Genomic DNA, 24,826 nt, shown 5'->3' with positions numbered 1-24,826 from the left:
ATTAGCGATAATCTGTCATTTTAGCTTGATTTAAACAGGGGACAAAGTCGCTATCGTAACCCCCTCGTTAGTTACCTTGAGAATGATATGTCTTCTGTGATCTCCTCCACCGGCCGCCGCCCCGCGCTGCTGATTGCCGGTATCCTGCTCATCGCCACCACCCTGCGCGTGGTCTTTACCGGCGCGGCGCCGCTGCTGGACGCGATTCGTAGCGACTATGGCCTGACCACCGCGCAGACCGGGCTGCTCACCACCCTGCCGCTGCTGGCCTTTGGCCTTGTCTCGCCGCTGGCGGCTGGGGTTGCCCGCCGGTTCGGCATGGAGCGCAGCCTGCTGCTGGCGATGCTGCTGATCTGCGCCGGCATTGCCCTGCGCTCCCTGCCCTCCGCTGCATGGCTGTTTATCGGCACGGCGGTGATCGGCTGCGGCATTGCGCTGGGTAACGTGCTGCTGCCCGGGCTGATTAAACGGGATTTCTCGCAGCATGTCGCCCGGATGACCGGCGCCTATTCCCTGACGATGGGCGGCGCGGCGGCGCTTGGCTCGGCGCTGGTGGTCCCCGTGGCGATGGCCGGATTCGGCTGGCGCGGGGCGCTGCTGCTGCTGATGATCTTCCCGCTGCTGGCGCTCGTCAGCTGGCTGCCGCAGTCCCGGCGTCAAGCGGAGGCGCCGCTGACCGGCTCAGGCGCCATGCATAACCGGGGGATCTGGCGGTCGGCGCTGGCCTGGCAGGTGACGCTGTTCCTCGGCATCAACTCGCTGGTCTATTACGTGATTATCGGCTGGCTGCCGTCGATTCTGCAGAGTATGGGCTATAGCGAAGCGCAGGCCGGCTCGCTGCATGGCCTGCTGCAGCTGGCGACCGCCGCGCCCGGTTTGGCGATACCGTTGATCCTGCATCGGCTGCGCGACCAGCGTGGGATCGCGGTGCTGGTCGCCCTGATGTGCGCCATCAGCGCCGCCGGGCTGTGGCTGCTGCCAGGGCTGGCCATCGGCTGGACGCTGCTGTTCGGCTTTGGCTCCGGGGCCACGATGATCCTCGGCCTGACGTTTATCGGCCTGCGCGCCAGCTCGGCGCACCAGGCCGCGGCGCTGTCGGGGATGGCGCAGAGCGTCGGCTATCTGCTGGCCGCCTGCGGACCGCCGCTGATGGGTAGGATCCACGATGCCAATGGCGACTGGCATATTCCGCTGCTGGCGGTGGCGCTGATTTCGCTGGTGATGGCGGTCTGCGGCGCCCTCGCCGGGCGCGACCGGGAGATTCATCCCTGAAAATGACCGGCAGCGCCCGCTGCCGGTAGGGTTATTGTGCCGCGGCGCGCAGCAACGCCTGCACCAGCGGCGCAGGACGCCCGTCCAGCGCATGACGTTCATGTTGAAACAAGGTGGCGACAAAAAACGGGTGCGTCACCAGCTCGACGGCGCGGATCTCGCCCTCTTCATCCCAGCCGGTGACGCGCAGATCGCCCTGCTCCAGCTCCGCGGCAAACGCGCTATCCACCCCGTAGCGGCAGTGGTAGCCCTCTTCAATGCTCTCCCGACCATAGGCGCGGGCAATCAGCGTATTCGCCCGCAGCTCGACGACGGCAGAAGTCTCCACCAGCGAGCAGCTGAGGGGAGCGATCACCATCCGCCCTTCGCTGTCGGTTTCCGCATGACCCGCGTCCTGCCAGCCGAGCACGTTACGGGCGTATTCAATCACCGCATGCTGAAAGCCGCCGCAGGTGCCGAGGAAAGGAATGCTGTTTTCACGGGCATAGCGGATAGCGGCAAACGCGCCTTCCGGGTGATGATACGGGCTGCCGGGAACGACCCAGACGGCATCGTACTCCGCCAGCGCGTCGCCGGAGGCGATCGACGGGGTGGCGAGCCAGTCATATTTCACCGGCTGCTCCAGCACGGCGGCAGCATCGTCTATCGCCAGGGGAATGGCCTGATGGGCAACAATATCGGGGTGATAATCGCCGACGAGGGCGAGGCGTAAAGGGGTTTTCATAGCAGGTTCCTTATGTCTGGACGAGACGAGCAGCACAAGGCACGTCAGGATAGCGATCCCCTCCGCGGAACACAATCCTTATTTTCACCCCACCGCCGTGGCCGGTGGGTGAGGTATACTGGAGCAAGCGCAAAAGGGAGAGAGGATGAAAAGTAAGCTTTTGGTCAGCGCCTGCCTGATGGGATTCCAGGTGCGATATAACGGTAGCGAGAAAGCGCAGCTGGCGGCGACCCTGTCCCGCTGGCAGCAGGCGGATCGTCTGGTGATCCACTGCCCGGAGCTGGCGGCCGGTCTGCCGACGCCCCGCCTGCCGGCGGAAATCCTCGGCGGCGCCGGCGGCGATGTGCTTGCCGGACGGGCGCGGATCGTGGAAAGCGACGGCCGCGACGTCACGGGACATTATCAGCTGGCCGCCTGGCTGGCCCTCAGCGCCGCCCGGGAAGCGGGATGTCAGGCGGCATTACTCACCGACGGCAGCCCCACCTGCGGCAGTCAGTTTATCTATGACGGTTCCTTTCGCGGGCGGCGCAAAGCGGGCGCCGGCGTGGCCACCGACCTGCTGCGCGCTCACGGCATCACGGTATTTTCCGACGGGCAGATCCCGCAGTTGCTCGCCTGGATGGCACAGAGGGAGCAGGATGATGATTCAATGTAAACGGGTGTACGATCCACAGGAAAGCAGCGACGGCTATCGGGTGCTGGTCGACCGTCTCTGGCCGCGGGGGATTAAAAAAGAGGCGCTGGCCTGCGATGAGTGGTGTAAAGAGTTAACGCCGTCCGCTGAGCTGCGGAAAGCCTTTCACGGCGAGGCGATCGATTTCGACCACTTCAGCCAGCGCTATCGTCAGGAGCTCGACGCCCATCGCGAAACGGGCCTGCGGCTGGCGGCGCTGGCGCAGCGCCAGCCGCTGACGCTGCTGTACGCCGCGAAGAACACCGAGCAGAATCATGCCCGGGTGCTGGCCGCCTGGCTGGCGGCCCTGCCGGTTACGATTTAGCCGGATGGTCCCGGCGCCATAGCGCCCACTCATCGAGGGTTTCGCCGCTGGGCAGCTTGCACTGGGTGCTGACGCCCTGTGGCGTTTGCACCGGCACCCGGGTGCCGCCGGATTGCTGGCAGTAGACCGACGCGGGATTGGCCATGCCGATGGTTTTCGTCGGCGCGGTGGGCTGCGGCTGGGCGCAGCCGGCCAGCGCCAGGGGCAAAATAGCCAGTAACTTTTTCATCTTTTCTCCTTTCTTCAATTCCCGGGGATTTTAGCCTGAATCTCCACGTTTTCTCCATCTTGCCTGCACTTTTCCCCCGTAGATTAACCCTTGTTCTCGAACTGACCAGAGAACAGATCATTCCATAATCAATGAGTTTTTCCCCGTCGCCCCCGACGGGGCTTTTTTTTGGAATTTAATAAATTGAAATAAAAGGATTTATTTCAAAAGTGTCCACATATCGACCACATTGACAAGAATAGCCCCCTTTCCAGGGGGCTATTTTTATACCGCAAGACTAAGTTGACTGTTCCCGTAATGAGAAGCAGGGAAAGCGTCGCCGGGGATAAATCCTGGCGGTAAAGGATCTGCGCTGGTTGAGCGCTTTGTTACTCTGCGCTCTACGGTGTTAAGTGTCGTGAATGACTCGCTGCATTCAAGATTCTGGCATTGATGGTATTGCCGGATGGTGAACTCGCTTAACCGGCGGCTGGTGCGGGTGCGGGCGTTTGCGCCGCAGTAGGGACAAACAAACATGATGATCTCCCATAGGGAGTTGAACTCACGGCTATTATGGCCGCTACTGTTCAGTTTCTGCAATCCAGTCGCTTATTTTCGCTTCAAGCTCCATTTTCGTGGTAAATCCGTTATCACCGATTACATGTACCGCTCTGGCAATGATCCAATCCTGAGTATCGATTTCAGGCTTAAAGCCCGACACGGTCAGATGCATACCCGGGTATAAATCGGCGCGGCCGCGCGCCAGGGTTATCGAAAACTGTGCTGCGCCTTTCTGGAGTTGTATCCATTTTGCCGCAGCTGCGCGCCTGGCCGCCGTTTCGTTCTGATAGGTTTTACGCAAAACATACACGTTACCTTCAGCGCCTTCCATGTAATCCCCCTCCGGCCGGCTGCTTTTCTCCTCAGCCTTTTTTCTGGCAGTATTTGTTTTGCGCTTAGTGACCTTGATCGGTTTTTTCTTGCCGAAATTAAGATCCAGCCAGTACGCCCGCACACCAGTGTAAGCATCACGATCGGCAATGCGGAACCTGTGACGATCTCCGCTGGCACGGGTTATCTCAGCCGATGGTAGCGCCCTACCGGATGCACTGACGCCGCCCCCCAGGCAGGATAAACAGCAGACAGCCATTTTTCACGGTGGCAATGGCCCCCAACATCTCCGCCATGCGCGTTAAAAACGACATGTCGCTCTCTTCGGTCTGATCCGCATGGTCGATCTCAATGTCGATCAGGGCCTCGCTAATCATCGGCTTCAGGTCATAACGCCGGGCTATGGCCGATACCACCCGCTCTACCGTCACATCATGCCAGGACACCTCCCGCCTGACGTTCATCTCTTCGCGAAAATCAGCGCTGTGCGCGGTGATGTCGATTACATCCGGCGGCCCGCTATGCCCCACCTCGTCAACGGTGTAGAGACCTTTGTAGATCAACGCCTCACCCAGCCAGCCGATGGACACCGCCAGCTCCGCACCGCGTGGGGGTAAATCCGTTACTCCGTCAGAGTCATCTACTGACAGAGTTAGCTGATCAGCATCAAAACCGTTGTTATCTGTAACAGATAGCGAGGTGATGCGGTCGGCCAGTTCAGTCAGGGCGACCCCACCCAACGTGATACTAAAATCCGGTGTCTTTACGACCTCACTTAATTTTTCTAAATACCCTTCGGCTGCTGTTGTTAGCGTGTCTGCTATCGACATAACTCCCCCGTTTTTTGCTGATGATTCCATGCCCGCGCGCGGGGCTGAATCCCTTTTTGTTGTCAGCGAACGGGCAGACCGGCAACCAGGCGACGCCAGCAGACTTAACGTTGAATATGGCCCTGAACTCAAAGAGCAACATGATGGTGAACTTATGTCTGAAACTCGTTTTCACGGCGTCCGCTCTCGCGAAAATACCGACCTACAGCAGGCAATCAATGACATTGATTCCAGCGTGATCGGTATTGTCGCGGTTGCTGATGACGCCGATCCGGAAACCTTCCCGCTCAATACGCCGGTTCTGCTGACTCGGGTGCGTAACGTCCTCGGCAAGGCAGGTAAAACCGGGTCACTTTACAAAGCTCTCAAAGCCATTTCCGATCAGTGCAGCCCGCGTGTTGTGATTGTCCGGGTGGAAGAGGCTTCCGATAACGGCGCCAGTCAATCTCAGGCCGTTATTGGCGGAACAGATGGCGACAGCTACACGGGAATGTATGCCCTGCTGACGGCGGAGGCCAAAACCGGCTATCGCCCGCGCATCCTGGCGGTGCCGGACTACGACACCGAGGAGGTAACGTCACAGCTTTGCGTGATTGCCCAGAATCTGCGGGCTTTTGTTTATGCCGGTTGCAACGGCTGCGCGACCATGGCGGAGGCTATCGCTTATCGCAAAACCTTCGCTTACCGCGAGCTTATGCTGATCTGGCCGGACTTTATCGCTTACAACCCCCTGACGGATAATAACGAAACGTTTCCTGCCCCGGCTTACGCCTGCGGCCTGCGCGCCGCTATCGATAACAGCCAGGGCTGGCACAAATCGCTGTCGAATGTTGTGGTGAATAACGTTCTCGGTATTTCGAAGGATGTTTTCTGGGCATTACAGGCAGAAGACAGCGACGCGAACGAGCTTAACAACAACGAAATCACAACGCTTATCAAGCGTGACGGTTTCCGCTTCTGGGGTAACCGCACCACGGACACCGAAACCTACACTTTCGAGGTGTTCACCCGTACCGCACAGATCCTGGCGGACAGTATCGCGGAGGCACAATTTACCTCTGTTGACAGCCCGCTCACTCCGGCCAACGTGAAAGATGTGGTAAGCGGCATCCGCTCTGCTCTCAGCAAAAAAGTCACTGCCGGTCAGCTTATCGGCGCTGACTGCTGGTATGACACGCTGGACAACGGCACCACGGATTTGCGCCAGGGAAAACTGATTGTGCGCTATAGCTACAGCCCGGTCCCGCCGCTTGAAGATCTGACGCTATACCAGACCTTTACTGATGATTTTTACGAACCGGCGTTCGCGTCGCTCGGGGGTGAATAATGGCTATTCCTCACAAACTGCGGCTTTTTAGCTGCTTTGTTAACGGCGACAACTATCTGGGAAAAGTGACCTCTTTCACTCGCCCCAAACTGTCACGAAAGGTAGAGGACTATCAAGGCGGTGGCATGCTGGGTGCGGTCGGGGTTGATCTCGGCCTTGAGGCTGGCGCGCTGGATTCCACCGTTGTTTTTGGCGGCGTCATTAAGGCTCTGTTTCTCGAATACGGAGCAGAAATTGACGGCACGCGGCTGCGCTTTGCTGGTGAATATTTCACTGATGGCGAAAGCCAGCTTGTCGAGGTGGAGCTGCGCGGGCGATTTACTGAACTCGACGGTGGAGACTCAAAACAGGGGGAAGACACGGAGGAAAGCTACACCTTTAAATCCACCTATTACAAATTTTCCATTGATGATCAGCCCATTATCGAAATCGATCTGCTGAATTTCATCTACAAAAAGAACGGTCAGAACATGTTCCCGGACCGCATCACCTCCGCCCTTGGTATGGGCAATTGATAACCTTTCATAGGGTGGCAAAGATGCCGCCCGGAGATTTTAAACATGGCTAAAAAAACTAAAAACCTGTTCACACTGATGCAGCCGGTAGTTCGTAAAGACAGTGAGATCGGTCAGGTGGAAATCACCGGCGCCATCAGTCAGGCCGGATCGTTGCGCGGCCTGAATCTTATCCGCGTTGCCAATATGGATGCAGACTCAATTGCCACGCTGTTGACGCGAGTCACCGCACCTGCGCTGACACAAAAAGAAGTCAACGAAATGCACACTCTGGACTTTATCGGCCTGGCAGAGCTTCTGGTCCCTTTCTTGAATCCGCCGGAGCCTGGAGCGTCGAACGTGGCGGAGACGGAGAGCGAGTAATCACCGTTGCGTTTGACCAGATCGATGATCTGGTTGCTGATATTGCCGTTATTTTTAACTGGCCGCCCTCTGAAGTTTTCGGCATGGCTCTTGGCGAGGTGATAGCCTGGCGCAAGCGGGCGGCGCTTCGAAGTGGTGCCAGTGATGAAGAGTCTTGATATACGCGTTGCTTTCAGCGCTATCGACAGATTTACCCGCCCCGTTAATGCTGCCCGCCAGAGTGCGGGTGGCCTTTCCGACTCCCTCAGAAAAACACAATCCACCCTGAAAGGGCTCGATAAGAGCAGTGCCACTTTTCAGCGAATGACCGCGGCCGTCGGCAAAACCAATCGTTCCATCTCACGTGCCCGCGCCCGCTTTGATGGCTTGTCAGAAGCGCAACGTAAAAACGGGACGCTGACGGAAAAACAGCAAATACTGATGTCGCGACTGGGTGAGCGGCTTGATCGGTTGACCGCAAAACGTGTGACTGAAGTGGCCCGCCTTCGTGAGAGTGCATCAGCCCTGCGCCAGCATGGCGTCATGCTTTCCGGTAGTAGTGCCACCATCGGTAACGCGATACGCCGCACAGAACAATACAACCAATCCCTTGAACGGGAAAAACGGCAACTTGCTGCGGTCACTCAAGCTCGTAAACGTTACGAGGGTGCGCAGCAGATAGCCGGGAAGTTGCGCTCTGGCGGTGCCATAGCATTAGGTACAGCAACCGCTGCCGGGTACGGCGCCGGACGCTTCCTGTCGCCTGCGGTTGGTTTTGATGAGGAAATGTCAAACGTCCAGGCGTTGACGCGGCTCGATAAAAGCGATTCGCAGCTGGCCGCCCTGCGTACTCAGGCAAAAAAACTCGGTGCTGAAACCGCCTTTACCACACGTGACGCCGCCAGCGGCCAGGCCTTTCTGGCAATGGCGGGCTTTACCCCAGATGCTATCCGTGCCGCACTGCCCGGCGTGCTCAATATGGCGCTGGCAGGCAGTATGGAACTGGGTGAAACGGCAGACATCGGCTCAAATATTCTTTCACAGTTCGCCCTCGACGCCGGAGAAATGGACCGAGTCAGCGATGTGCTGACAGGTACATTTACCCGTACCAACACCACGCTAAGCAGCCTAGGCGAGACAATGAAAGTTGTCGGGCCGGTAGCAGCGGGACTTGGGATTAGCCTGGAAGAAGCCGCAGCCATGACCGGCACGCTGGCGCGCGTGGGTATTCGCGGTAGTGAGGCCGGTACGGCAATGCGTCGCTCACTCTCCCGCCTGGCCTCCCCTACTACGGCAGCCAAAAAGGCACTCAAAGAGCTGGGAGTGGAAACTGCCGACGCGAGCGGAAAAATGCGACGTCCGTTCGATATTCTTCTCGATCTACAAAAACGCGTTTCCCGCTTTGGCGAGGTGGATCAGGTTTCATTTTTCAAAGATATCGCCGGAGAAGAGGGTTTTACGAGCCTCCAGTCTTTGGTCAACGGCGCAGGTGATGGCTACCTCCAGTCACTCTATGAACAAATCGCTGAAGCGCATAAAAATCAGGAGGCGTTCGCTGTCGCTAACAAGAAGAAAGACAACCTTGGCGGTGATTTGAAGGAGCTTGACAGCGCGTGGGAGGCGTTCCGCATTTCTGTGGCTGAGACAGTAGACGGCCCATTACGCAGACTGACACAGGGGCTTAGCCGGGTTATTGGCACTGTTCAAAGCTGGGTAGAAGAAAACCCCAGACTTTCACAAACGTTGTTACTCGCCGGCGGGACTGTACTGGCACTGACCGCAGTAGTTGGCGGTCTGTCATTAGCTGCTGGCCTGCTGATAGGTCCGCTGGCGAAGCTCAGACTGGGGTTTGCGCTTCTGTCCGGCGGGAGCGGAATCGGAGGTACGGTATCAGCGTTCCGCATGTTGAGTGCTGTGGGCAGCAGCTCACTGGCAAAAATTAGCGGATGGGGTGCTTTACTCAGCGGCCTGGCCGGACGCATCGGCGTATTAACCAGAATGATGGTACCCCTGCGCGGTGCGTTACTTGGCGCCTTTGCCTCTCCGGGGACGGCTATCAGCGCCCTGTCAAAAAGCATTGGCGGGCTGGCACTGCGGCTAACCGGGATCCCGGCTCTCTTCGGCATTGTAAAAGGCGGTATTACGGCACTGGGCGGCGGATTATCAATGCTCTTGAGCCCAATCGGCTTAGTGGGTGCTGCGTTTGTAGCGGCTGGGGTACTGATCTGGAAATACTGGGGACCAATTAAGGCCTACTTTAGCGGTTTTTTTACAGGCGTAATCCAGAGACTGCCACCAGTTCATAACGCATTTTCCCGGCTGGCGCCCGTTTTCGGTGCCATTGGGGATAGCGTCAAAAACGTCTGGGACTGGTTTAAAAAAGTATTAACCCCCGTTGAGGAGAGTCGTGAAGCGCTAAACAAATGCGCCAGCGCCGGGCAGACTTTTGGCGAAGTCCTGGGGACCGCACTTAGCGTTCTGCTTTGGCCGCTTCAGAAGTTAATGGAAGGCGTCGGCTGGTTACTGGAGAAGCTCGATCTCATCCCCGATGGCATTGAAAGAGCCAGGCTGGAAGCGGCCAGACTCAGGGCTATTCCGGTTATGTGGGAATGGGATGAAAAATCCGGGCGCATGGTTAAAAGGGAGTGGCAATGGTCATCTGAAAAGCCTGCAAGCAAAGGCAGCGCCCCGCCGCCCAATGTGCTCGGGGGCAACTCTGGAACAGAGCGGCGGCTGGGCCAAATCGCGGATAACACCAAAGGCCTTTTAGATGAGGAAAAGCGCAAACGTATCGGGCCGGGTGACATTGTATTTAAAAATCTCCCTCCAGCCTTTGCGGTGCGTGGTGAATGGCAGGAGTCGAAGCTTGTCCGCCAGTCTGTCAGCGCTCGCCCGGTTATTGCCGCTGGCGAACCATTGATAAAACAGACGCAGGCATGGCAACCGGTACGCCGAAATCAAAGCACCCACACGGCGGCTGCGGCTCAAGGTAATAGTTTTTCCGGTGATATTCACATCCATCTGCACGGCATTCAGAACAGCAATCCGCGCGAACTGGCGCGACTTGTTGGCGAAGCGATACGCGCAGAAATTGACAAACAGCAACGCGCTGCCCGGGGTTCGTTCCGGGACCATGATTAACAGGAGTTATAGCTATGATGATGGTATTCGGGCTCTTTGTATTTGAACTCAGGACACTGCCCTATCAGCAATTGCAGCTGTCCCGTAACTGGCGGCACGTTAAAAATGATCGTGTGGGCCGTAGTGCAAAATGGCAGTACGTTGGTGCAGGCGAGAACCAACTGACGCTGGGTGGGTTGCTGTACCCTGAAATTACCGGCGGCAACCTGTCGCTGGGTGCCGTCTCGACGATGGCCTACGCCGGGCTAGCCTGGCCGCTGATCGACGGTGTCGGGTCCATTTATGGGATGTACGTCATCACGGGGTTGCAGGAAACGCATCAGGAGTTCGATCGCTATGGAAAAGCGAAAAAGATTGAGTTTACGCTTTCATTACAGAGAGTTGATGAAGATATCCGTGAGCAGCTGCAAAGCGTCTCTGTAAGTAAACTCATGGCAACGCTAAAGAATAGAACAGAAGCTGCATTGAATGCAGTTCAAGTTAATATTAGTGGTTTTAAATCTTAAACCTTGTTAGATAACACTTGCTTTTAGAGTGTAAATTCAGTTAGTTCTAATTTCATTGCACTGATGACTAGAACCACATCACATACAGCATATTGGATTATTACAAGCCCAGTGCCTTTACCTACCAAAAATTTGTACAATCAACCATCCTTACTAGACAGGCAAGTAGAAAACATATTAAACTAAAACAATTTTTATCGCTAAACAATTAAATGTTAGCTTAATAAAGCGACACTAGATAATCAAAACACACGCAAGAGAGGATTATAAACATGTATATAGCCAAAGTAATGAGCTATAAAAATGCTTGGGAAAGAATAAATGAAAAATACACCCCAGAATTAAACGAAATTCTAACCGGGCTAAATGATCTATTCCCTAAAAATACTCCATCACCAAATATGCCAGATAGGATAACCCCAAGGGAAGTATGGGATGGAATAATGTATGCAAAAGACTGGCAATTATCATCTAATGTTGTTTACTCTCCAGAAGGAACACGAATAAACATTAACAGACTCGGCCCAATAAAAAATGGTGTTAGTGTTACAAATCCTTTTGGGGTCTTCGACACTTTCAGTAGATGGCTTTTCCAGCAAAGTACTGTCGCAATAAAATATGGCCTTATTGAAATCCCAGTAATGATAATCCCTATTCGTGAATTTTCAAGACAGGCAGATATTATGTGGTTACGCAGGGAAACTTTTGAAACCAATTTAGCTCAACTCGAAATGTTAACACCACTGAGCCACCCACACCCATTTTTAATAATCGGATATTCTAATAAGAAGCCTAAAAATGGACCGGAAATAATTGAACTATTACACGACTCTTATGTCAAGGATGATAAACCAGTTATTGATAGATGTATTGAATTCCCCCCAGAATACCATCAAGCAGGTTTAGATATCCTTAACTATTTCGGCACGTATCTTAGAGAACAATATCCTGATGAAAATGCTTCCGTAAAAATTGAGCAAAAAGGACTAAATGTAAGATTAATAATTGAAACATCAGATGGAAAATCCGAAGTAATTGAGAAAGCATTACATGAATATGAATTAATCATTACAGGAGCTGAACCGCCTGAAAAATTCTCTAAAAACGACAAACTAGTCCTTGAATTAAGAAATGAACTCCGCATAGCTAAATTCCGTATAGAATCTCAACAAGACATGATTGGCATTCAGAATCATAGGATCGAACAACTTTTCTCTCTCATTGGAAAAAGCATATCGCAAAAGAACAATGTAATGGTTGATTTTAAACCTACAGTTACTGTCTCAAATAATATCAGCATTAATCAAATCGTTGCCGAAGCATTAGGGAGTGTCAATGAGTTGATCGAAGAAATACCAGAATCCAATGAAGCATATTTTGTGCTAAAAGAGCTTGAAGGATCATTAATAACAATCGAGACTAATAACGATCAAGAATCTGTACGAAGATCTCCAGCCATGAGCAAGTTCAGAAGATTAATCGATAAAGTAACTGAAGCTGGAAGCAATCTCAACCAAGCAATCGAAAAAGCTGATAAAGGATGGGAAATATTTTCCGATTTAGCAAGCCGGTATAATAAATTAGCCGAATGGTGTGGACTACCTGTAGTTCCATCCATTCTAATCAAATAAAGTTAATTGCATCCTAAAATAAACCCTTCACTTTAAATGCAATATTCAACCTCCGAGTATTGCATTTAAATACTATCTACACCTTTTAACAAAATCGACATAGTTAGATTCTAAAATTCCCTCTTAAATTTGACATTTTAAACATAGATAATTTTTCTATATCGTGCGTTTCCACATGCACAGCGAGACATATTCGTTAGTCACATCTATCTCTTTGTTTGCGGACTCCTCCTGGCCTAACGCATCAATATAGGTTCCCTCAGTAAGCGCCAGCGGCCCACTTTTTTGATTATCTGTGCCATGCGTTGTGGTAGGATCCCACGTAGCCCCCGGCGAGCGGTCGCCAGAGCGGTGCCAGTGCGGAGGCAAATTATCAGCTTCAAGCTTCACCTTGTTACTGCCGCCGGTCGCACCAAACTGCGAACCAATCCGCACCACCCTGTCAGCAAAGGTTTCGCTTAAATCAGCCCATTTCTGCCATGGGAAGCGCTCCGCTGGGCTTTTCTCACCTGCGACAACGATTCCGACATAAAAAATGGCGTTAACAATAGCCCTATAGGCCGCTCCGTCGCTGTTGAGTCCCAGCGCCTTCAGGGCTTCGGATGTATCGCTCAGATCGGAAAGATTATTTTCTTTCTGAAGTGCGCCGGTGATGCGTAAGTCATCCCCCGCAGCCACCGTTTCCGCCGTGGTGCCCACGTTCCGCGTGGCTGAGTTTCCCAGCTCCAGATTATCCCGGGCCTCTCCGGTATCGTTTAAATCAGCAAGATTTTGTGCTCGCTGCAGATAACGTTTATCGCCCGTTTCCTGCGTGAGTGTGGCAAGCGCCGGATCGATAACAAGCTGCACGTTTGAGCTGTGCGTCAGCGTCAACACCAGCGTCAGAATGATCTCTTTGATAATGGAATCCGATTGCGCCGGGAGGTATGTCGCCGGGTATGTGCCGTAAGCAATGAGTGTACCCTTAGCACTGACCAGCCCCGCTTCTCTGAGCGTTTTACCCGGATAATCCTGGCAGTTGATAACGATCTGACCGCTGATAAACCCTTCATAGCTTGAATCAGAATCAAAGGTTTCACGGCCAAACTGACCAAAAAGCGCCGTGACCGCCGCCAGCTCATCGGGATCAGTCGGCAATGTCACGCCGCCACCATCGCCGATCAGCGCGGAGGTAATATGCACAACCTCCCCCGCCTGATACGCGGCCTCGATTTCGGCGGCGCCCGCCGTTGTTAGTGTCAGTCCCGTGGCCATTATGCCTCCTCATTTTTTGTTTCTGGCTCAATGCCGTACACACTGGCAAGGCGATCATAAAAATCATCACTCACGGTCTTGCGGTCAGCATCGATATCGCCTTCATCAAGATAAATCACGCCAGCGCTCTGAAGCCGGTTCAGGTGCTCAAGGAAAAACGCATCTGTCTGGCAAAAGTCGATCAGGCTTTTTAATTGATTAAATGTTTTCATAATTTATTCGTTATCCAGTTGCCGGGTAAATCGTCGTAATCGTCCAGACCTGCACAGGCATAAAACGCGTAATAGTGCGCGGTGACGTTCGGCACCTTGCCCATAAATACCAGGCCTTTGCCGGCCAGTAATGCGCAGCTTCTGAATATTGCCGTAGTGGTGACAATCTGCGGGTAACTCGCAAGATTAAATATCGTGTTAACGTCGCTGCGTAATGACGCGCAGCCGTCAAACAGATAACCCACCGTCGTTACCGCCGTGGTGTTGAGTAATCCCGCCCCGACGACTTCCAGCGCACTACATTCCGAAAAGACATTCGTGAATACCGTGGCACTTATGCTGGCGGCAAAAAGACCGGCTGGCACTGAGCGCAGGTTTTTACAGCCCCTGAAAGTCTGGCCGTAAGAGGTCACCAGCGGGTTGCCGCTGAACAGGTTTTCCGGTATTTCCTCCACGCCGGTATTCTGGAACGTGGCGCCAAACGAGGTAATAAGCGAGCAGGACGCGAACAGCGTCGGCGGAATATTTACCAGTGAGGTGCAACCGTAGAACGTCGATCCGGCACCGGACAGCAGAATGTTGTTTTTCAGCAAATCGCCGGGCAATACCGCCAGTGAGGTACAACCCGAGAATGTCAGCGTTAACGAAGTGAGATTGATGCAACCATCAAGCAGGCCGGATGGTAGCGCGATCAGTGCAGTGCAATCCCGGAATGTCGATCCCATGCCTTTCAGGGACACCATGTCGCTGAATAGTTGTTTTGGCAGTCCAGCCAGCGCGGAGCACTTTTCGAACAAGAAATCGACGGCTGTCACTTTGGCGCAACCGGCAAACATATCTCCCGCGAGAGAAACCAGAGAGCGGCAACCTGAAAACGTATAGCCCAGGCTGGTTAACGCGCTACATCCCCGAAATGCGCCGTCCCCCACAGATACCAGCGAAGTACAGTTTACAAAAGCGTATGTGAATGTCGTTACCAGCGCTTTCTCAGCAAAAGCATCAGCATCAATTTTCGTGAGCGATCCACAGTTAGCAAAAGCGTATGAGAAAGTGGTGACTTTCGCGCAGTCAGTAAAAGACGGGAGCGCCGTCAGGCTACTGCACCCATAAAACGTACTGGCAAAGGTCGTCACCTCTACGCAGCCGCTGAAAATATCTTTCGCTACAGTTTCAAGAGAGCGGCAGCTGTAAAATGCAGAGGCGAATGTCTGCGCCTGGCTGCACCCGGCAAATAAACCCGCGCCGACCGTTTTCAGCGAACTGCAATCAGAAAAGACCGTGCCGAAATAGGTCACTTTCGACAGACCAGCAAACAGACCGGCAGGAACAGAAAGAAGCTGCGAACAGCCAGTGAATGCACCGCCAAAATGATTCGCTTCAGAACATGTTTTAAACAGGTTGGCGGGAATTGCCGTCAGTGCCGTGCAATTCTGGAATACGCCGGTGAATGCGCCGCCCGGAACATCCGCAAACATATCAGCAGGCAAGACAAGAAGATTTTTACACGCCCTGAAGCTATAAGAGAATGTCCCTGCTGAACCGCATCCTGTAAATATTCCCGTGCCGATATTTGCAAGCATTGAGCAACCATCAAACGCGTAACTGAAATTCACCGCAGATACACAGCTGTGGAACAGATTATTGCCGATACTGATCAGGCCGGTGCAGCCTGCAAATACCGATGAGAAGTCGATCACATCGGGCTGGTTTGCAAATAGCCCCGATGGAACCTCAGTAAGCGATGTACACCCTCTGAATGCGTCTGAAAAATCCTCTATCTTCATGCGAGAAAACAACGATGCCGGAATACCTGTAAGCGACGAGCAGTTGGTAAAAATATTTTTGCAGTTATTCACGTTTGGCAAATCGTCAAATGCTCCGGGACGAATAGCCATTAATCCGGTGGTATCCAAAGCGAACCCTGAAAGATGACCTCTTTCCCCTGTAACACTAATCAATTCCACAACAGGGTTCAGTTTCGAAGAATAGTTAGATAAACGGCTGCGCAGACAGGCAGTTTCCGTGTTCTTAACCGTGATGGTGTATTCCTTTCCCTGTACTAATTCACGTGTAGGAATAACCCAACCTGAAGCTTCACTGGCGGGATCGAAACGGTAATCCCGGCTGTCAATGCCGTCGCCATAGTCAACCGTGAAACCCTCGTCCATATGAGCAAAGAATATTGGCCTGGTTGCACTGTCGATGCGGGTAATGAACTTCATTACCGCGACCACTTTTATGCTTATCACCGCACTGACGCCATTAGTCGTCGTAACGGTGACCGAACAGGTACCTCGCTTCATGCCCGTAACCAGAATATCGCCGTTTACTATCCGGGCGGTCGCGATTGTTTGATCCGATGTAGTTACCGTAAAGGTTTTATCTTCCGCGTATTCGGGGAGAATTGTCACCGTGACCGTTTCCGCGTCACCAGGGGCCAGATTCAGCTCGTAGCGGGATAAAATCACCTGCAACGGGACAAAGCGTGGCGTGATTTTCTCCGTGGCGTACATGTAACCGGCCGCATATGAGGTTCCCTGAAGTCGGCCAAATACATGAACGGAAAACCAGCTGCGCAGGTTCCTGGCGCGCAGCACCGCCAGTTTCAGATCCTGCTGGTCGTATTCCGTCACCGGCAAATCGTTCTGATAAACGTTCAGGCGAAAGGTATACGGATCCCCTTTCGGATTCTGATTGAACCATTCAACAATATCCGTCCCAAAAGGACTGTCCACCAGGGCATGACGGACGGCGGCGACCGTCCCGCGATGGCGGTGGATATAGTGGGCGCGCTTAATCGCATCGCGTTTCTTTTGTTCTGACCAGTTAATATTCCAGGTATCAACCTGGTATTCCCACGCCAACCACGGCAGAAGCGCCAGCGGGCAGCTGTCAGGATCCTTCACCCAACGGATCAGATATACCGGCAACCTCTCCAGTGCGGCGGCGCTGGCCCTGTCGATGGCCCGCTCCACGGCGGTTGCGTTGGGTGGCAGAATGCTGGCGGGATAATTAGCGGTCATAGTCCATCACCACAAGATTGATTTTCACAGAGGTGCAATGAGGCGCTTCGCCCATCGTCGCAACGACGTCGGCGGCCGGTGAATGCAAATCGACGGTGACAACGCCGTCCTGATGCAAAGCCCCGTCTATGCCCGACCGTGCAGCGGTGGCGTTGATAAGATGCACTGAGGCGGTGTATTCGTTCAGTGCTGCGGTGGCTTTTTCCAGCACCGTGGCGGTGTCCACGCCGTAAGGGACGTAAATGTCAGCAACCACCTGATAATTCACTATCACAGCGGAACGGACGTAATCAGCCACATAATCCGTAATCGGGCGCACGTCTTCCGGGTTTACCGCCGCTAGGACTTTATCGAGCAGCGCCTGCTGGGCGGATCCATCCCCGGTGCGTGACAGCACGTAGAGGAAAACGCGGCCTTCCTGATTATGAGTTTCAGGACCATAGGCGCGCACGTCGAGCACATCCGCATCTGCGCCTCGCGCAAAATAGTGATAGGCATTACGGGCGCCCGCCGTGCTCAGGCGCGCCCATGAGAGCAGCGTGCGGGCGCGCAGCTCTTCGTCGCTTTCGTATACGGCGTCCGCCTCGTCGGTGGCTTCAGTAATCAGCAGACGTTCAGTGTCAAAATTACCCGAGACCTGATCGAGATCCGCCCCCAAGGCGCTGGAAAGCAGCACTGCGCGCACGGCTTCATTGATGCGTTGCAGCAGATGGATCTCGCGATAGGTGAAGGCCTGAGCCAGTGCCGCCATCGGTTCAGATTCCAGCAACAGCGCAGCAGACACAGAAGCCTGAAGTTCCGCAGGCATGGCCGCCACGATAAGCGCCCGGATATCAGCCAGCACCGTTTCAAAATCGGGCACCTCGACGATATCAGGCTGCGGGATCTGAGATAAATCGACGGACGTTTGCACACTAGCTCCTTAACCTGATGGTGTTGCTGGTTTCTGTCATGGTTTCCGTGATGGTCCCGCTCAGCTCGGCGGTCACTTCGCCTGTTTCTGAAAACACCACGTTGACGGTGGTCAGGCTGATCCGCGGCTCCCACTGCGCCAGCGCGATAGCGGCGGCGCCCATCAGCTGCATGCGGGTGACGGCGTTCTGCGGCGCATCGAGCAAATCAGGGATCGCGCTGCCAAACTCCCGGCGCATCACACGCGAGCCTGTTGGCGTGGTGAGGATTTTTGTCACGGACTGCCAGAGCTGATCGTGATCGGTCAGCGCGCCGGTGCCTTCCGGGTTCATCCCGGTGTAACTGGCTGTCATCGCGTGCCCTCCGTCCAGCTTCCGCCGGTCTGAACCCTGCCATGACCGTGGCTGTCAACCTGGACACCGTTGGACGTTAACGCACCGTTGCTGTGAGTCACATCACCGGCCATCGTGCCGCCGTGGGTCAGTTCGAAAGTGCGTGTTTTGAGGTGGTTTGTGCATTCCACCTCCGGTGTGTCCAGCGTGACGCGGGTCTCTGCCTTGATATGCGCGGTTTTAATACCGGTCACGGACAGTGCTCCAGCATCGGCGGCGTCGTAATGCAGGCGCGCGCCATCCGGTGCGGTGATGCTGATTTCCAGCAGGTTGCTGCCCGTTGGCGGATTATCTGCGCTGTATGCAGAGCCAATCACAAACGCGTTTTCAGGGTTGCCGCCCGGACAACCGATCCAGACTTGCTCCCCTATCGAGGGCGGCAGCCAGATGCTGAATGCCCCTGCGCGGGTGACGTTCCAGCGGATCCAGGTGGTCAGCAACCTGCCGGAGCGAACGCGCACCGCTTTCTTGTCGGCGCTGATTTGTTCCACGACGCCCAGGCGCAGAATGTTTTCCAGCAGGCGCATCAGCTCAGCATTCATGACGCACCGCCCAGACTGCTGATAACGGCGTTTTCCGTAGCGCTCAGGTCTGCCGGAGTTATGCCCAGTAGTTCACGCGCCGGGTACTGCGCGTAAGCGCCCGGACCAACCTCGTCTTTGAGGCCGTACTGGTGAATACGGGCAATGCGCGCAGCGATGCCGTCAAATCCTACGGTGACGCCGCCCGCGTCCGGCCTGAGCTTCATAAAACGCAGGGTGCGCAGGCGGGTAAACATCGGTGCTTTTTTTGTCTCTGAATGCGTAGCTGATTGCGTTTTGATTTCCAGATACCGCTCGATATCGGCCCGGTAGAAGGTGCGGATATCCCGGCGCTTCTCGTCAAAACCCGTGATTGTCCGGCCATATTTACCGCGCCCGCCGCGCCAGTTTTTCAGCGCCCGCACCTCGTTATTCCAGAAGAACTTGATCCCCTGCTGGGTGCGGTAAACCTTACGGCGGCGCACGGCATAGCCGCTGCCGTCCGGGTTTTTCTGTGACGCGATGCGACGCTGCTGACTACGGCGCACTGCCAGGCCAATTTTGCGCGCGGTACGGGTGCGTCCCGCCGGGCTGACGCCGTCGAGAATGTCCTGAAAGACCTGATCCAGCTCTCTGAACATGCGATCGCTCACGTTCCGGCCTCCTGAAGCATGCCTTCAAATACCAGCCCCCAGCCTGCGGCGTGGGGTGCCAGCACGCGCGGGCGCGGCTCTGGCAAATGCTCGGCATACGGCACACCGTTTTCATCCAGTTGTACCAGTACCCGCTGACGCACCGGCAACTCAAACATCAGATCGGCGGTGTCATCGTTGTTAATCAGTGTGGTGAATTTAATCTGCTGGTTTTTATCGGGGTTCAGCAGCAGATCGGGCTGATTAAACCAGAGCCAGGCCATCAGCGGCAGAGTGAAGTCGTCAATGCTCCCTGCGTAGTTCATGACGAACAGCACCAGAGAATAGCGATACATGAACGACGGCGTTTCACCGGTAGTTTCAATGCCACCCTCTTCAACAAACACCGTCCAGGCTTCCGGGTTCGCCCGGCACCAGGTATTTGCTTTCTCTATGGCGGCGCGGAGTGTGTTTATCTTCAGCATTTATGGCTCCTTTCGGGTGTTCTGGCGCAGACTGTCCCACTGGCGGATCGCCGCTTTGTCAGCATTGCAGGCATCAAGCGCATCCATCAGCCTGTCGCTGAATATCGCCACCGCGCCCCAAGTCACTGGCTTATCCAGCGCCGGGCGTGGCGTCTCTTCGGTCAGGCTCTCCGGGACGGGTTCACGGACCAGTTGAATGATCGGCGCGGGCGGTGCGTTTTTGCAGGCTGCGGCTAACAGCGTCAGGCACAGGAGTAACAGCGCACGTGTCACCATTGAACGCGGTCTGCATTGCTTCACGTCGTCGCTCCCCTTCTGCATTACGCTGTTGCTCACGGACTTTTACCTCTGCCAGTAACTTATGGGTTTGTATGGCGGTCGCCTTCACTTCCTGAATAACCTGGTCGTAACCGGTCGCCGTTTCGGTCAGCAACTTGTTGCGGGTCCTGGCCTCGCTCAGCTGGTCGGTCTGCCACCAGACAGCAGCCAGAAGGACAAGCATCACAATCACACTGCCCGCCCTCATGACGGCGTACTCAGGCCCAGCAGGCACCAGGCTTTAAAATCATTGCGCCGGTTAACCAGGCCGGCGGAGCGCTTACCGCCCACATTGACGAAATCAGTCAGCCTGTTGCACATCTGCGGCCATTGTCTGGCCTGGGCATGCTTCCAGATCGTGGTCCTCTGCTTGCGTCCGTTTTTATCGGTGAACCACATCAGCCCGGTGCAGCCCAGATTCAGGGCGGCATCAGTCATGGCCTCAAAGGTGAGCTGAGGCATGTCGGCGCCGTGAAAATTGTTATTAATACAGTTTTCTGCCCGTTGCAGATCATTGATCCAGCGTCGCGCTATTTCCTGGTTGCTGTATTCGCGGTTTTCCACGCCGCCCGTGGAGCCGATACCAATGGTCAGAGCACCCGCCGTGCAGTAATAAGGCGTGCTGCGGCAGTCTTCCCAACCTGCAATTTTCTGCTGCCCTTCTTTCGACGTTCTGACGCTCCCGGGCGCCAGCGAAATGCCCAGAGCCACAATCACCGCAATCGAACATTTTTTGATGATGTTCTTCATGCAGGTTTGTCTCCGTGCAGTTGCTCCAGCAACTGCCGCTCGCGGTCCGACAGATTGCGAGTTTCCGCCTGGCGGAGAATCAGCTCGATCAAATCGTTACGGCGCTGGCTGGCCTGCTCAATGCGGCGGCGGTGAATCGCCAGCCGGACGGCGGAAACAATCCCCAGAAGAAGTCCAGCCAGCGCCAGCTTTTCGCTGACGGTCATCACGCCCACGCCGGTCACCAGGGCGGATGTTGCAAACGCAAAATATTCGTTAATACGATCCAGAGTCATTCCCATAACTGGACGGTTACCCGTTCCACCTCGCTGGTTATCACGGGCATTTCGATCTCCTGCCCGGCATTCAAAAATATCTGGTTGCTCAGTCCCGGATTGGCTTCGAGCACCTTCTCCGTGACACCTGCGGTTTTGCCGTAATGACGCCAGCAGAGCTGATCAACCGTGTCGTTTTGCAACGCCCTGACTTTCATCAGAACAGCTCCGCATAGATACGGGCTTCTTCCCGAATGTCAGCGATACTCCAGCGTCCGTCCCGCCAGAGATCATCTATTTGCCTGTCCAGGGCTTCGGCGTCTTTGTCACCTTTTGGCGTGGTGCCAACATCCCTGTAACCCTCCAGAACACTGGCGCGCGTGAAGGAGTAGACCGCACGCCGGAAGCGGTAAACTTTTGCGCTTTCGCCGTTAATCTGCTCGACAGGTTCACCGACAGAAGTCAGCAGCACAGAGGCCAGAGATTCCGCACCTTCCGCTTCCCTTTGCTTGCGCCAGTCCTTCAATTGATCCGCGACATGCAGCGCGGCCTCCGTTGCCATATGCATTAATCGGGATGTTGTAATGTCACCGGCGATGCGGGCAGCCAGGCGCAGATCGTGGAGTTTTACCGTCGGCCAGAAAGTGCCGATGGCAATCTGTGCGCCGCCGTCGTCCACGTCTGTCACATCACTTTCAGCAGGTCTGACGGGGCGCTGTGCGATAAAACTCATCGTCGTTTCTCCGGTAGGTCAGGCGGTGGGCGTCCGGTAAAAAGACCGCATTACGGGCAGATCGCCGGGCGCGCCGCCTGTGGCGCGGGGCCAGTTCATTACGCTCAGGCGTTTACTTTGTGGCGGTTTTCGTTGTCTTTTTTGCCGCCGTTTTGCGGGTGGCTTTTTGAGTGCCGGCCGCCGTTTTCGTCTGCTTGCGCGTTCGTGTTGCTTTTTCTGTTGCGGGTGTTTCGGTTGCTGCTGTATCGCTGGATGAAGTCTCATCTTCCGCATCACCACTTGCCGCGCTGGTCTGCGGCGCCTTTTTCAAAGCGCTGACCAGAGAAGCGATCTCCCGTTTCACACCGGCACCCGGGTTCAGGCTCATGGCTTCCCGGAAGAGTTTCAGCGCTTCGCCTTTGGTTTCCGCGTCTTCCGTGTCGCGACGGCAAAACGCCCTCACCTTGCACAGCTTCGCGCGGACCTCATCCGGCATATCACTGTCAGCCACAATTTCGGCCAGCTCGTCCAGCATGGGGATATAGCCTGACAAATCGGCTCCGGCGTCCGTGGTGGCGAGGTTCAGAATGGGATTGCAGATTTCCTCGGCCAGTACCGTGGGTGCCGGGCGGCGATAGTTGTCATCCGGCATGCTCAGGCCATGCTTAACGACATAGCGCCCGATACGCAGCGCCAGCGCATAGTCGGAGCAGTCCACCGCCCACACCATCAGCGTGGTGATGACCGGATCCGCGCGCCCGCTGTCGCCCTCGATCGTGCCGTCAATCCATCCCTGAAACTCAGGAAGGATGCTGGCCTTTACAGCGGCCTTCGCCTGGCGGGACTGGATTTGGCTTAGCGAAGATTTATGCATATGCAGGCGAAAGAGGATCTGCTCATGCGCGGTGCGCGTCTCCGCGTCACGCTCATCACTGATGCCCCGCCTCTCTGCCATGACCTTCTGAAAGTGTCTTTGTGCCGGTGTCAGCATGGGTTCATTCTCCTGGGCGGGCTTGCTGCCCGCCATGTGATGGGGATTATCAGGCGAATGTCACGCCGTCGATCATGGCAATCATGCCGTACTCTTCAATGACATAGTCATCATTGCTGGACTGGTAAGTCGCCACGCGGTTGTATTGCGGCTCTTCCCGGATAGAGCGACGCAGGGAGCCTTTCTGGTAGTACACAGAGAGGTTTTTCAGGTTGGTGATGAGCACGACATCTTCAGGAATGCCCGGGACAAAGACCGTCGGCAGGCCGCCGATCTTTTCCTGGCTGACAATGAGCTGCGCGGCCAGTAGTTCGGTATTCGGATTGGTCTGGCTGAGCGCGTTCACTTTCGGCAGGTTCACTTTCAGCAGCAGATCGGACGAGAGCACAGTCACCAGACCGGGAGCGCGGCGGAACCAGGGATCCATAAGGCTGTGGCGTGCATCGAGCACGGCGGCATCAATATTGCCGTAGGTGCCTGACGCAATTACCGCGTTATTCTCATCACGGGAAGTCAGCGTGATACCTGGCATAATGCGCTGCGGCGCCTCATTGCGGATCTTTTGCAGCCAGCCAACGCCGCAATCCTGCAATAACGGATAGGTCGTGCGGTCGGAGTTTTCAGAGTAATGCGTGCCATTAAAGCCAATCATCTGGCGATCCAGCCCCAGCTGACGGGCCATCGCATTACTGATTAATGACTGAAATTCAGGGTGACCGGCCCACGCGTCCAGCTCCGCATACGAAAGCGCATAGTCATAGTTGGTTTTGCGGCAGTGGTAGTTCTGCGGCTCTTTGTTATGGTTCGGTGCAGGGTTACGGCGGTTGGTGCCGTCCGAGCTGTTATTGGTGCTCGCCATCGGTCCCTTACTGCCAATTTTTACTTTCTGCCCTTCCTGCTCTTTAACCCCAAAGTGGTTAACCAGCTTCATGAAGTCATCCGACTCCATGGCGGCCTGTTCCAGTTTTTGCTGGATAGTCGGATCGACGCTGAAACGATTGGCAACGGCTGAGGGTGAGACACCGTTCAGATGTGCCTGGCGCACAATGTACTTATCAAATAGTTCGCGGGTCTGGTTTTCCATAGTTACCTCTTAGAAGTCTGCAAGCTGCGCGCTGCTGTTGCCAGTTGCCGCCGGTCGTGCGCTGTAATTTTCTGCGGGCTGGAGCTGAAGCTGACCGCGCAGCTCGTTAAGTTCGCTGGTCAGTTGCTGAATGGTGGCTTTATCCTGTTGGCGGTCCTGTTCCAGGACACTGAACCGGTCAATCTGGTCTGCCTGAGATTGAGCAACGGCTTCAACAACCTGATGCAACTGACTGAACCGCTGATCGTCGGTTTTCTGGCCTTTACCAAGGATGCCCATCACGCGGTTGAACCAGTTGACGCCCTCCTCGCTGCGATGAGCGGCCAGTTCGATCACTTCAGCTTCAAGCGCATCAGAGAACAGCGGCGCCTCGATCTGCTGGTTATTGAAGGCCATCACCTGCGCGCGCTGCTGCGCGGCAAATTTAAGGCGCTCAGTCCCCAGACTTGCCGGGGTGTCCGTCATCGCCAGGCCGACCACATACGCCTTACCGTTAAGGGCAAACTGCGGATGCAGCTCAATACTGGAATAGATTTTTTTTCCTTCATCGGTGAGCTGCTTCATTCGTGCCGAAGCGTCGATCTCGGCATAGAGCGCCGTACGACCGGCCAGCGGCCCTTCGGTGATATCCTCCGCGCTTAAAGCAACAACATCACCCATGGCGCCAAAATTGCTGTCAGGAAGCATGGAGAGATAGTGCTCCACGTTCACGCGGGCGCCGTAAACGGCCGGGTTGTAGCTCGCCGCCGCATCGCGGAGGTGCTGCGGCTGGATCTCGCGCCCGTCAACGGTGGCGCCGGAAACCGCAACGCGAAACTTTTTGCGGGCGGGTTTAGTCGTGCTGGCCATGTCGTTTTATCCTGTTGATTTATGTCAGTCGCTGCATCATCGCAGAGCCTGA

Annotated in this window: 29 protein-coding genes and 1 pseudogene; 10 read left to right on the top strand and 20 right to left on the bottom strand. The window is 55.1% G+C overall.

Translation table 11 applies throughout. The features are described from left to right. Positions 1 to 96 precede the first annotated feature (96 nt). On the top strand, positions 97 to 1,272 hold the full coding sequence (locus ABLU95_RS17040; protein ID WP_072096660.1) for a CynX/NimT family MFS transporter: 1,176 nt from the start codon (positions 97 to 99) through the stop codon (positions 1,270 to 1,272). Between the two features lie 31 nt (positions 1,273 to 1,303). Here the strand turns inward: ABLU95_RS17040 and ABLU95_RS17035 are convergent, their stop codons facing one another. Further along, positions 1,304 to 1,996 (bottom strand): CTP synthase, encoded by a 693-nt coding sequence (locus tag ABLU95_RS17035; protein WP_023289248.1) that lies wholly within the window; start codon positions 1,994 to 1,996, stop codon positions 1,304 to 1,306. 145 nt (positions 1,997 to 2,141) lie between these two features. Between ABLU95_RS17035 and ABLU95_RS17030 the strand changes: the two genes are divergently transcribed. Together ABLU95_RS17030 and ABLU95_RS17025 are read left to right on the top strand one after the other, a co-directional pair. Next, positions 2,142 to 2,651 (top strand): DUF523 domain-containing protein, encoded by a 510-nt coding sequence (locus ABLU95_RS17030; protein WP_348880037.1) that lies wholly within the window; start codon positions 2,142 to 2,144, stop codon positions 2,649 to 2,651. Positions 2,652 to 2,655: 4 nt separating this feature from the next. Next, positions 2,656 to 2,994, top strand: a complete 339-nt coding sequence (locus tag ABLU95_RS17025) for a DUF488 family protein (RefSeq protein WP_072096655.1) — start codon at positions 2,656 to 2,658, stop codon at positions 2,992 to 2,994. Here ABLU95_RS17025 and ABLU95_RS17020 read toward each other — a convergent pair. The 3 genes and pseudogenes from ABLU95_RS17020 to ABLU95_RS17010 all read right to left on the bottom strand — a co-directional run bounded on the left by ABLU95_RS17020 (position 2,984) and on the right by ABLU95_RS17010 (position 4,923). Then, positions 2,984 to 3,223, bottom strand: a complete 240-nt coding sequence (locus ABLU95_RS17020) for a DUF333 domain-containing protein (RefSeq protein WP_023289245.1) — start codon at positions 3,221 to 3,223, stop codon at positions 2,984 to 2,986. The two genes, ABLU95_RS17025 and ABLU95_RS17020, sit on opposite strands and share 11 nt — an antisense overlap. Before the next feature lie 264 nt (positions 3,224 to 3,487). Beyond that, a complete protein-coding gene (locus ABLU95_RS17015; RefSeq protein WP_004213128.1) occupies positions 3,488 to 3,739 on the bottom strand; it encodes an ogr/Delta-like zinc finger family protein in 252 nt (83 codons plus the stop codon). 43 nt (positions 3,740 to 3,782) lie between these two features. Next, positions 3,783 to 4,923, bottom strand: a pseudogene (locus ABLU95_RS17010) (phage late control D family protein). Between the two features lie 154 nt (positions 4,924 to 5,077). On the opposite strand from ABLU95_RS17010, the gene ABLU95_RS17005 reads away from it, so the two are divergent. The 7 genes from ABLU95_RS17005 (at position 5,078) to ABLU95_RS16975 (ending at position 12,385) form a co-directional block, all read left to right on the top strand. Next, positions 5,078 to 6,250, top strand: coding sequence for a phage tail sheath family protein (locus ABLU95_RS17005; RefSeq protein WP_023287480.1), 1,173 nt, complete (start codon positions 5,078 to 5,080; stop codon positions 6,248 to 6,250). Beyond that, positions 6,250 to 6,765, top strand: a complete 516-nt coding sequence (locus tag ABLU95_RS17000) for a phage major tail tube protein (RefSeq protein WP_023287479.1) — start codon at positions 6,250 to 6,252, stop codon at positions 6,763 to 6,765. Before ABLU95_RS17005 ends, ABLU95_RS17000 begins: the two co-directional genes overlap by 1 nt. A 45-nt stretch (positions 6,766 to 6,810) precedes the next feature. After that, entirely contained in the window at positions 6,811 to 7,128 is a 318-nt protein-coding gene (locus ABLU95_RS16995) for a phage tail assembly protein (RefSeq protein WP_130573728.1), read from the top strand. Then, positions 7,128 to 7,286: a GpE family phage tail protein gene (locus ABLU95_RS16990; RefSeq protein WP_071839164.1), complete on the top strand. Its 159-nt coding sequence runs from the start codon at positions 7,128 to 7,130 to the stop codon at positions 7,284 to 7,286. The genes ABLU95_RS16995 and ABLU95_RS16990 overlap by 1 nt, the downstream gene beginning before the upstream one ends. Next, a complete protein-coding gene (locus tag ABLU95_RS16985; RefSeq protein ID WP_325925746.1) occupies positions 7,273 to 10,248 on the top strand; it encodes a phage tail tape measure protein in 2,976 nt (991 codons plus the stop codon). Before ABLU95_RS16990 ends, ABLU95_RS16985 begins: the two co-directional genes overlap by 14 nt. Positions 10,249 to 10,262: 14 nt before the next feature. Further along, entirely contained in the window at positions 10,263 to 10,754 is a 492-nt protein-coding gene (locus ABLU95_RS16980; protein WP_086556021.1) for a phage tail protein, read from the top strand. A gap of 272 nt (positions 10,755 to 11,026) precedes the next feature. Continuing rightward, on the top strand, positions 11,027 to 12,385 hold the full coding sequence (locus ABLU95_RS16975; protein WP_086556020.1) for a hypothetical protein: 1,359 nt from the start codon (positions 11,027 to 11,029) through the stop codon (positions 12,383 to 12,385). Between the two features lie 156 nt (positions 12,386 to 12,541). Here ABLU95_RS16975 and ABLU95_RS16970 read toward each other — a convergent pair whose 3' ends face one another. The 16 genes from ABLU95_RS16970 to ABLU95_RS16895 all read right to left on the bottom strand — a co-directional run bounded on the left by ABLU95_RS16970 (position 12,542) and on the right by ABLU95_RS16895 (position 24,774). After that, positions 12,542 to 13,639, bottom strand: a complete 1,098-nt coding sequence (locus tag ABLU95_RS16970) for a phage tail protein (RefSeq protein ID WP_130573730.1) — start codon at positions 13,637 to 13,639, stop codon at positions 12,542 to 12,544. Beyond that, positions 13,639 to 13,851 (bottom strand): hypothetical protein, encoded by a 213-nt coding sequence (locus ABLU95_RS16965; RefSeq protein WP_040229555.1) that lies wholly within the window; start codon positions 13,849 to 13,851, stop codon positions 13,639 to 13,641. Before ABLU95_RS16965 ends, ABLU95_RS16970 begins: the two co-directional genes overlap by 1 nt. Further along, positions 13,848 to 16,874 (bottom strand): phage tail protein I, encoded by a 3,027-nt coding sequence (locus ABLU95_RS16960; protein WP_348880034.1) that lies wholly within the window; start codon positions 16,872 to 16,874, stop codon positions 13,848 to 13,850. Before ABLU95_RS16960 ends, ABLU95_RS16965 begins: the two co-directional genes overlap by 4 nt. Continuing rightward, a complete protein-coding gene (locus ABLU95_RS16955) occupies positions 16,864 to 17,787 on the bottom strand; it encodes a baseplate J/gp47 family protein (protein WP_348880033.1) in 924 nt (307 codons plus the stop codon). The genes ABLU95_RS16960 and ABLU95_RS16955 overlap by 11 nt, the downstream gene beginning before the upstream one ends. A gap of 1 nt (position 17,788) precedes the next feature. Then, a complete protein-coding gene (locus ABLU95_RS16950; protein ID WP_130573733.1) occupies positions 17,789 to 18,139 on the bottom strand; it encodes a GPW/gp25 family protein in 351 nt (116 codons plus the stop codon). Then, positions 18,136 to 18,720 carry a phage baseplate assembly protein V gene (locus ABLU95_RS16945; protein WP_130573734.1) on the bottom strand — a complete coding sequence of 195 codons (585 nt, stop codon included), beginning with the start codon at positions 18,718 to 18,720 and terminating at the stop codon, positions 18,136 to 18,138. The genes ABLU95_RS16950 and ABLU95_RS16945 overlap by 4 nt, the downstream gene beginning before the upstream one ends. After that, a complete protein-coding gene (locus tag ABLU95_RS16940) occupies positions 18,717 to 19,352 on the bottom strand; it encodes a phage virion morphogenesis protein (RefSeq protein WP_031593577.1) in 636 nt (211 codons plus the stop codon). The genes ABLU95_RS16945 and ABLU95_RS16940 overlap by 4 nt, the downstream gene beginning before the upstream one ends. After that, the gene (locus ABLU95_RS16935; RefSeq protein WP_023328065.1) at positions 19,349 to 19,816 is read right to left on the bottom strand and encodes a phage tail protein; all 468 of its coding nucleotides are present in this window, start codon (positions 19,814 to 19,816) and stop codon (positions 19,349 to 19,351) included. Before ABLU95_RS16935 ends, ABLU95_RS16940 begins: the two co-directional genes overlap by 4 nt. Beyond that, the gene (locus ABLU95_RS16930) at positions 19,817 to 20,152 is read right to left on the bottom strand and encodes a peptidase (RefSeq protein ID WP_165395154.1); all 336 of its coding nucleotides are present in this window, start codon (positions 20,150 to 20,152) and stop codon (positions 19,817 to 19,819) included. A 186-nt stretch (positions 20,153 to 20,338) separates the two neighbouring features. Continuing rightward, positions 20,339 to 20,884, bottom strand: a complete 546-nt coding sequence (locus ABLU95_RS16925; protein WP_023339943.1) for a lysozyme — start codon at positions 20,882 to 20,884, stop codon at positions 20,339 to 20,341. Continuing rightward, positions 20,881 to 21,165, bottom strand: a complete 285-nt coding sequence (locus ABLU95_RS16920) for a phage tail protein (RefSeq protein WP_130573736.1) — start codon at positions 21,163 to 21,165, stop codon at positions 20,881 to 20,883. Before ABLU95_RS16920 ends, ABLU95_RS16925 begins: the two co-directional genes overlap by 4 nt. Then, positions 21,156 to 21,356, bottom strand: a complete 201-nt coding sequence (locus tag ABLU95_RS16915) for a tail protein X (protein ID WP_004131559.1) — start codon at positions 21,354 to 21,356, stop codon at positions 21,156 to 21,158. The genes ABLU95_RS16920 and ABLU95_RS16915 overlap by 10 nt, the downstream gene beginning before the upstream one ends. After that, the gene (locus ABLU95_RS16910) at positions 21,356 to 21,871 is read right to left on the bottom strand and encodes a head completion/stabilization protein (RefSeq protein WP_004213109.1); all 516 of its coding nucleotides are present in this window, start codon (positions 21,869 to 21,871) and stop codon (positions 21,356 to 21,358) included. The genes ABLU95_RS16915 and ABLU95_RS16910 overlap by 1 nt, the downstream gene beginning before the upstream one ends. A 112-nt stretch (positions 21,872 to 21,983) precedes the next feature. Next, positions 21,984 to 22,841 (bottom strand): phage terminase small subunit, encoded by an 858-nt coding sequence (gene gpM, locus ABLU95_RS16905; RefSeq protein WP_023287465.1) that lies wholly within the window; start codon positions 22,839 to 22,841, stop codon positions 21,984 to 21,986. A gap of 49 nt (positions 22,842 to 22,890) precedes the next feature. Next, on the bottom strand, positions 22,891 to 23,925 hold the full coding sequence (locus tag ABLU95_RS16900) for a phage major capsid protein, P2 family (protein ID WP_023328071.1): 1,035 nt from the start codon (positions 23,923 to 23,925) through the stop codon (positions 22,891 to 22,893). A gap of 9 nt (positions 23,926 to 23,934) precedes the next feature. Continuing rightward, a complete protein-coding gene (locus ABLU95_RS16895) occupies positions 23,935 to 24,774 on the bottom strand; it encodes a GPO family capsid scaffolding protein (protein WP_130573739.1) in 840 nt (279 codons plus the stop codon). Positions 24,775 to 24,826 lie beyond the last annotated feature (52 nt).

The organism is Klebsiella sp. GG_Kp146, from assembly GCF_040061975.1.
Lineage (GTDB): Bacteria > Pseudomonadota > Gammaproteobacteria > Enterobacterales > Enterobacteriaceae > Klebsiella > Klebsiella quasipneumoniae.
The sequence above is the reverse complement of the archived record's forward strand: the minus strand, read 5'-3'. Positions and strand labels throughout refer to the sequence as shown.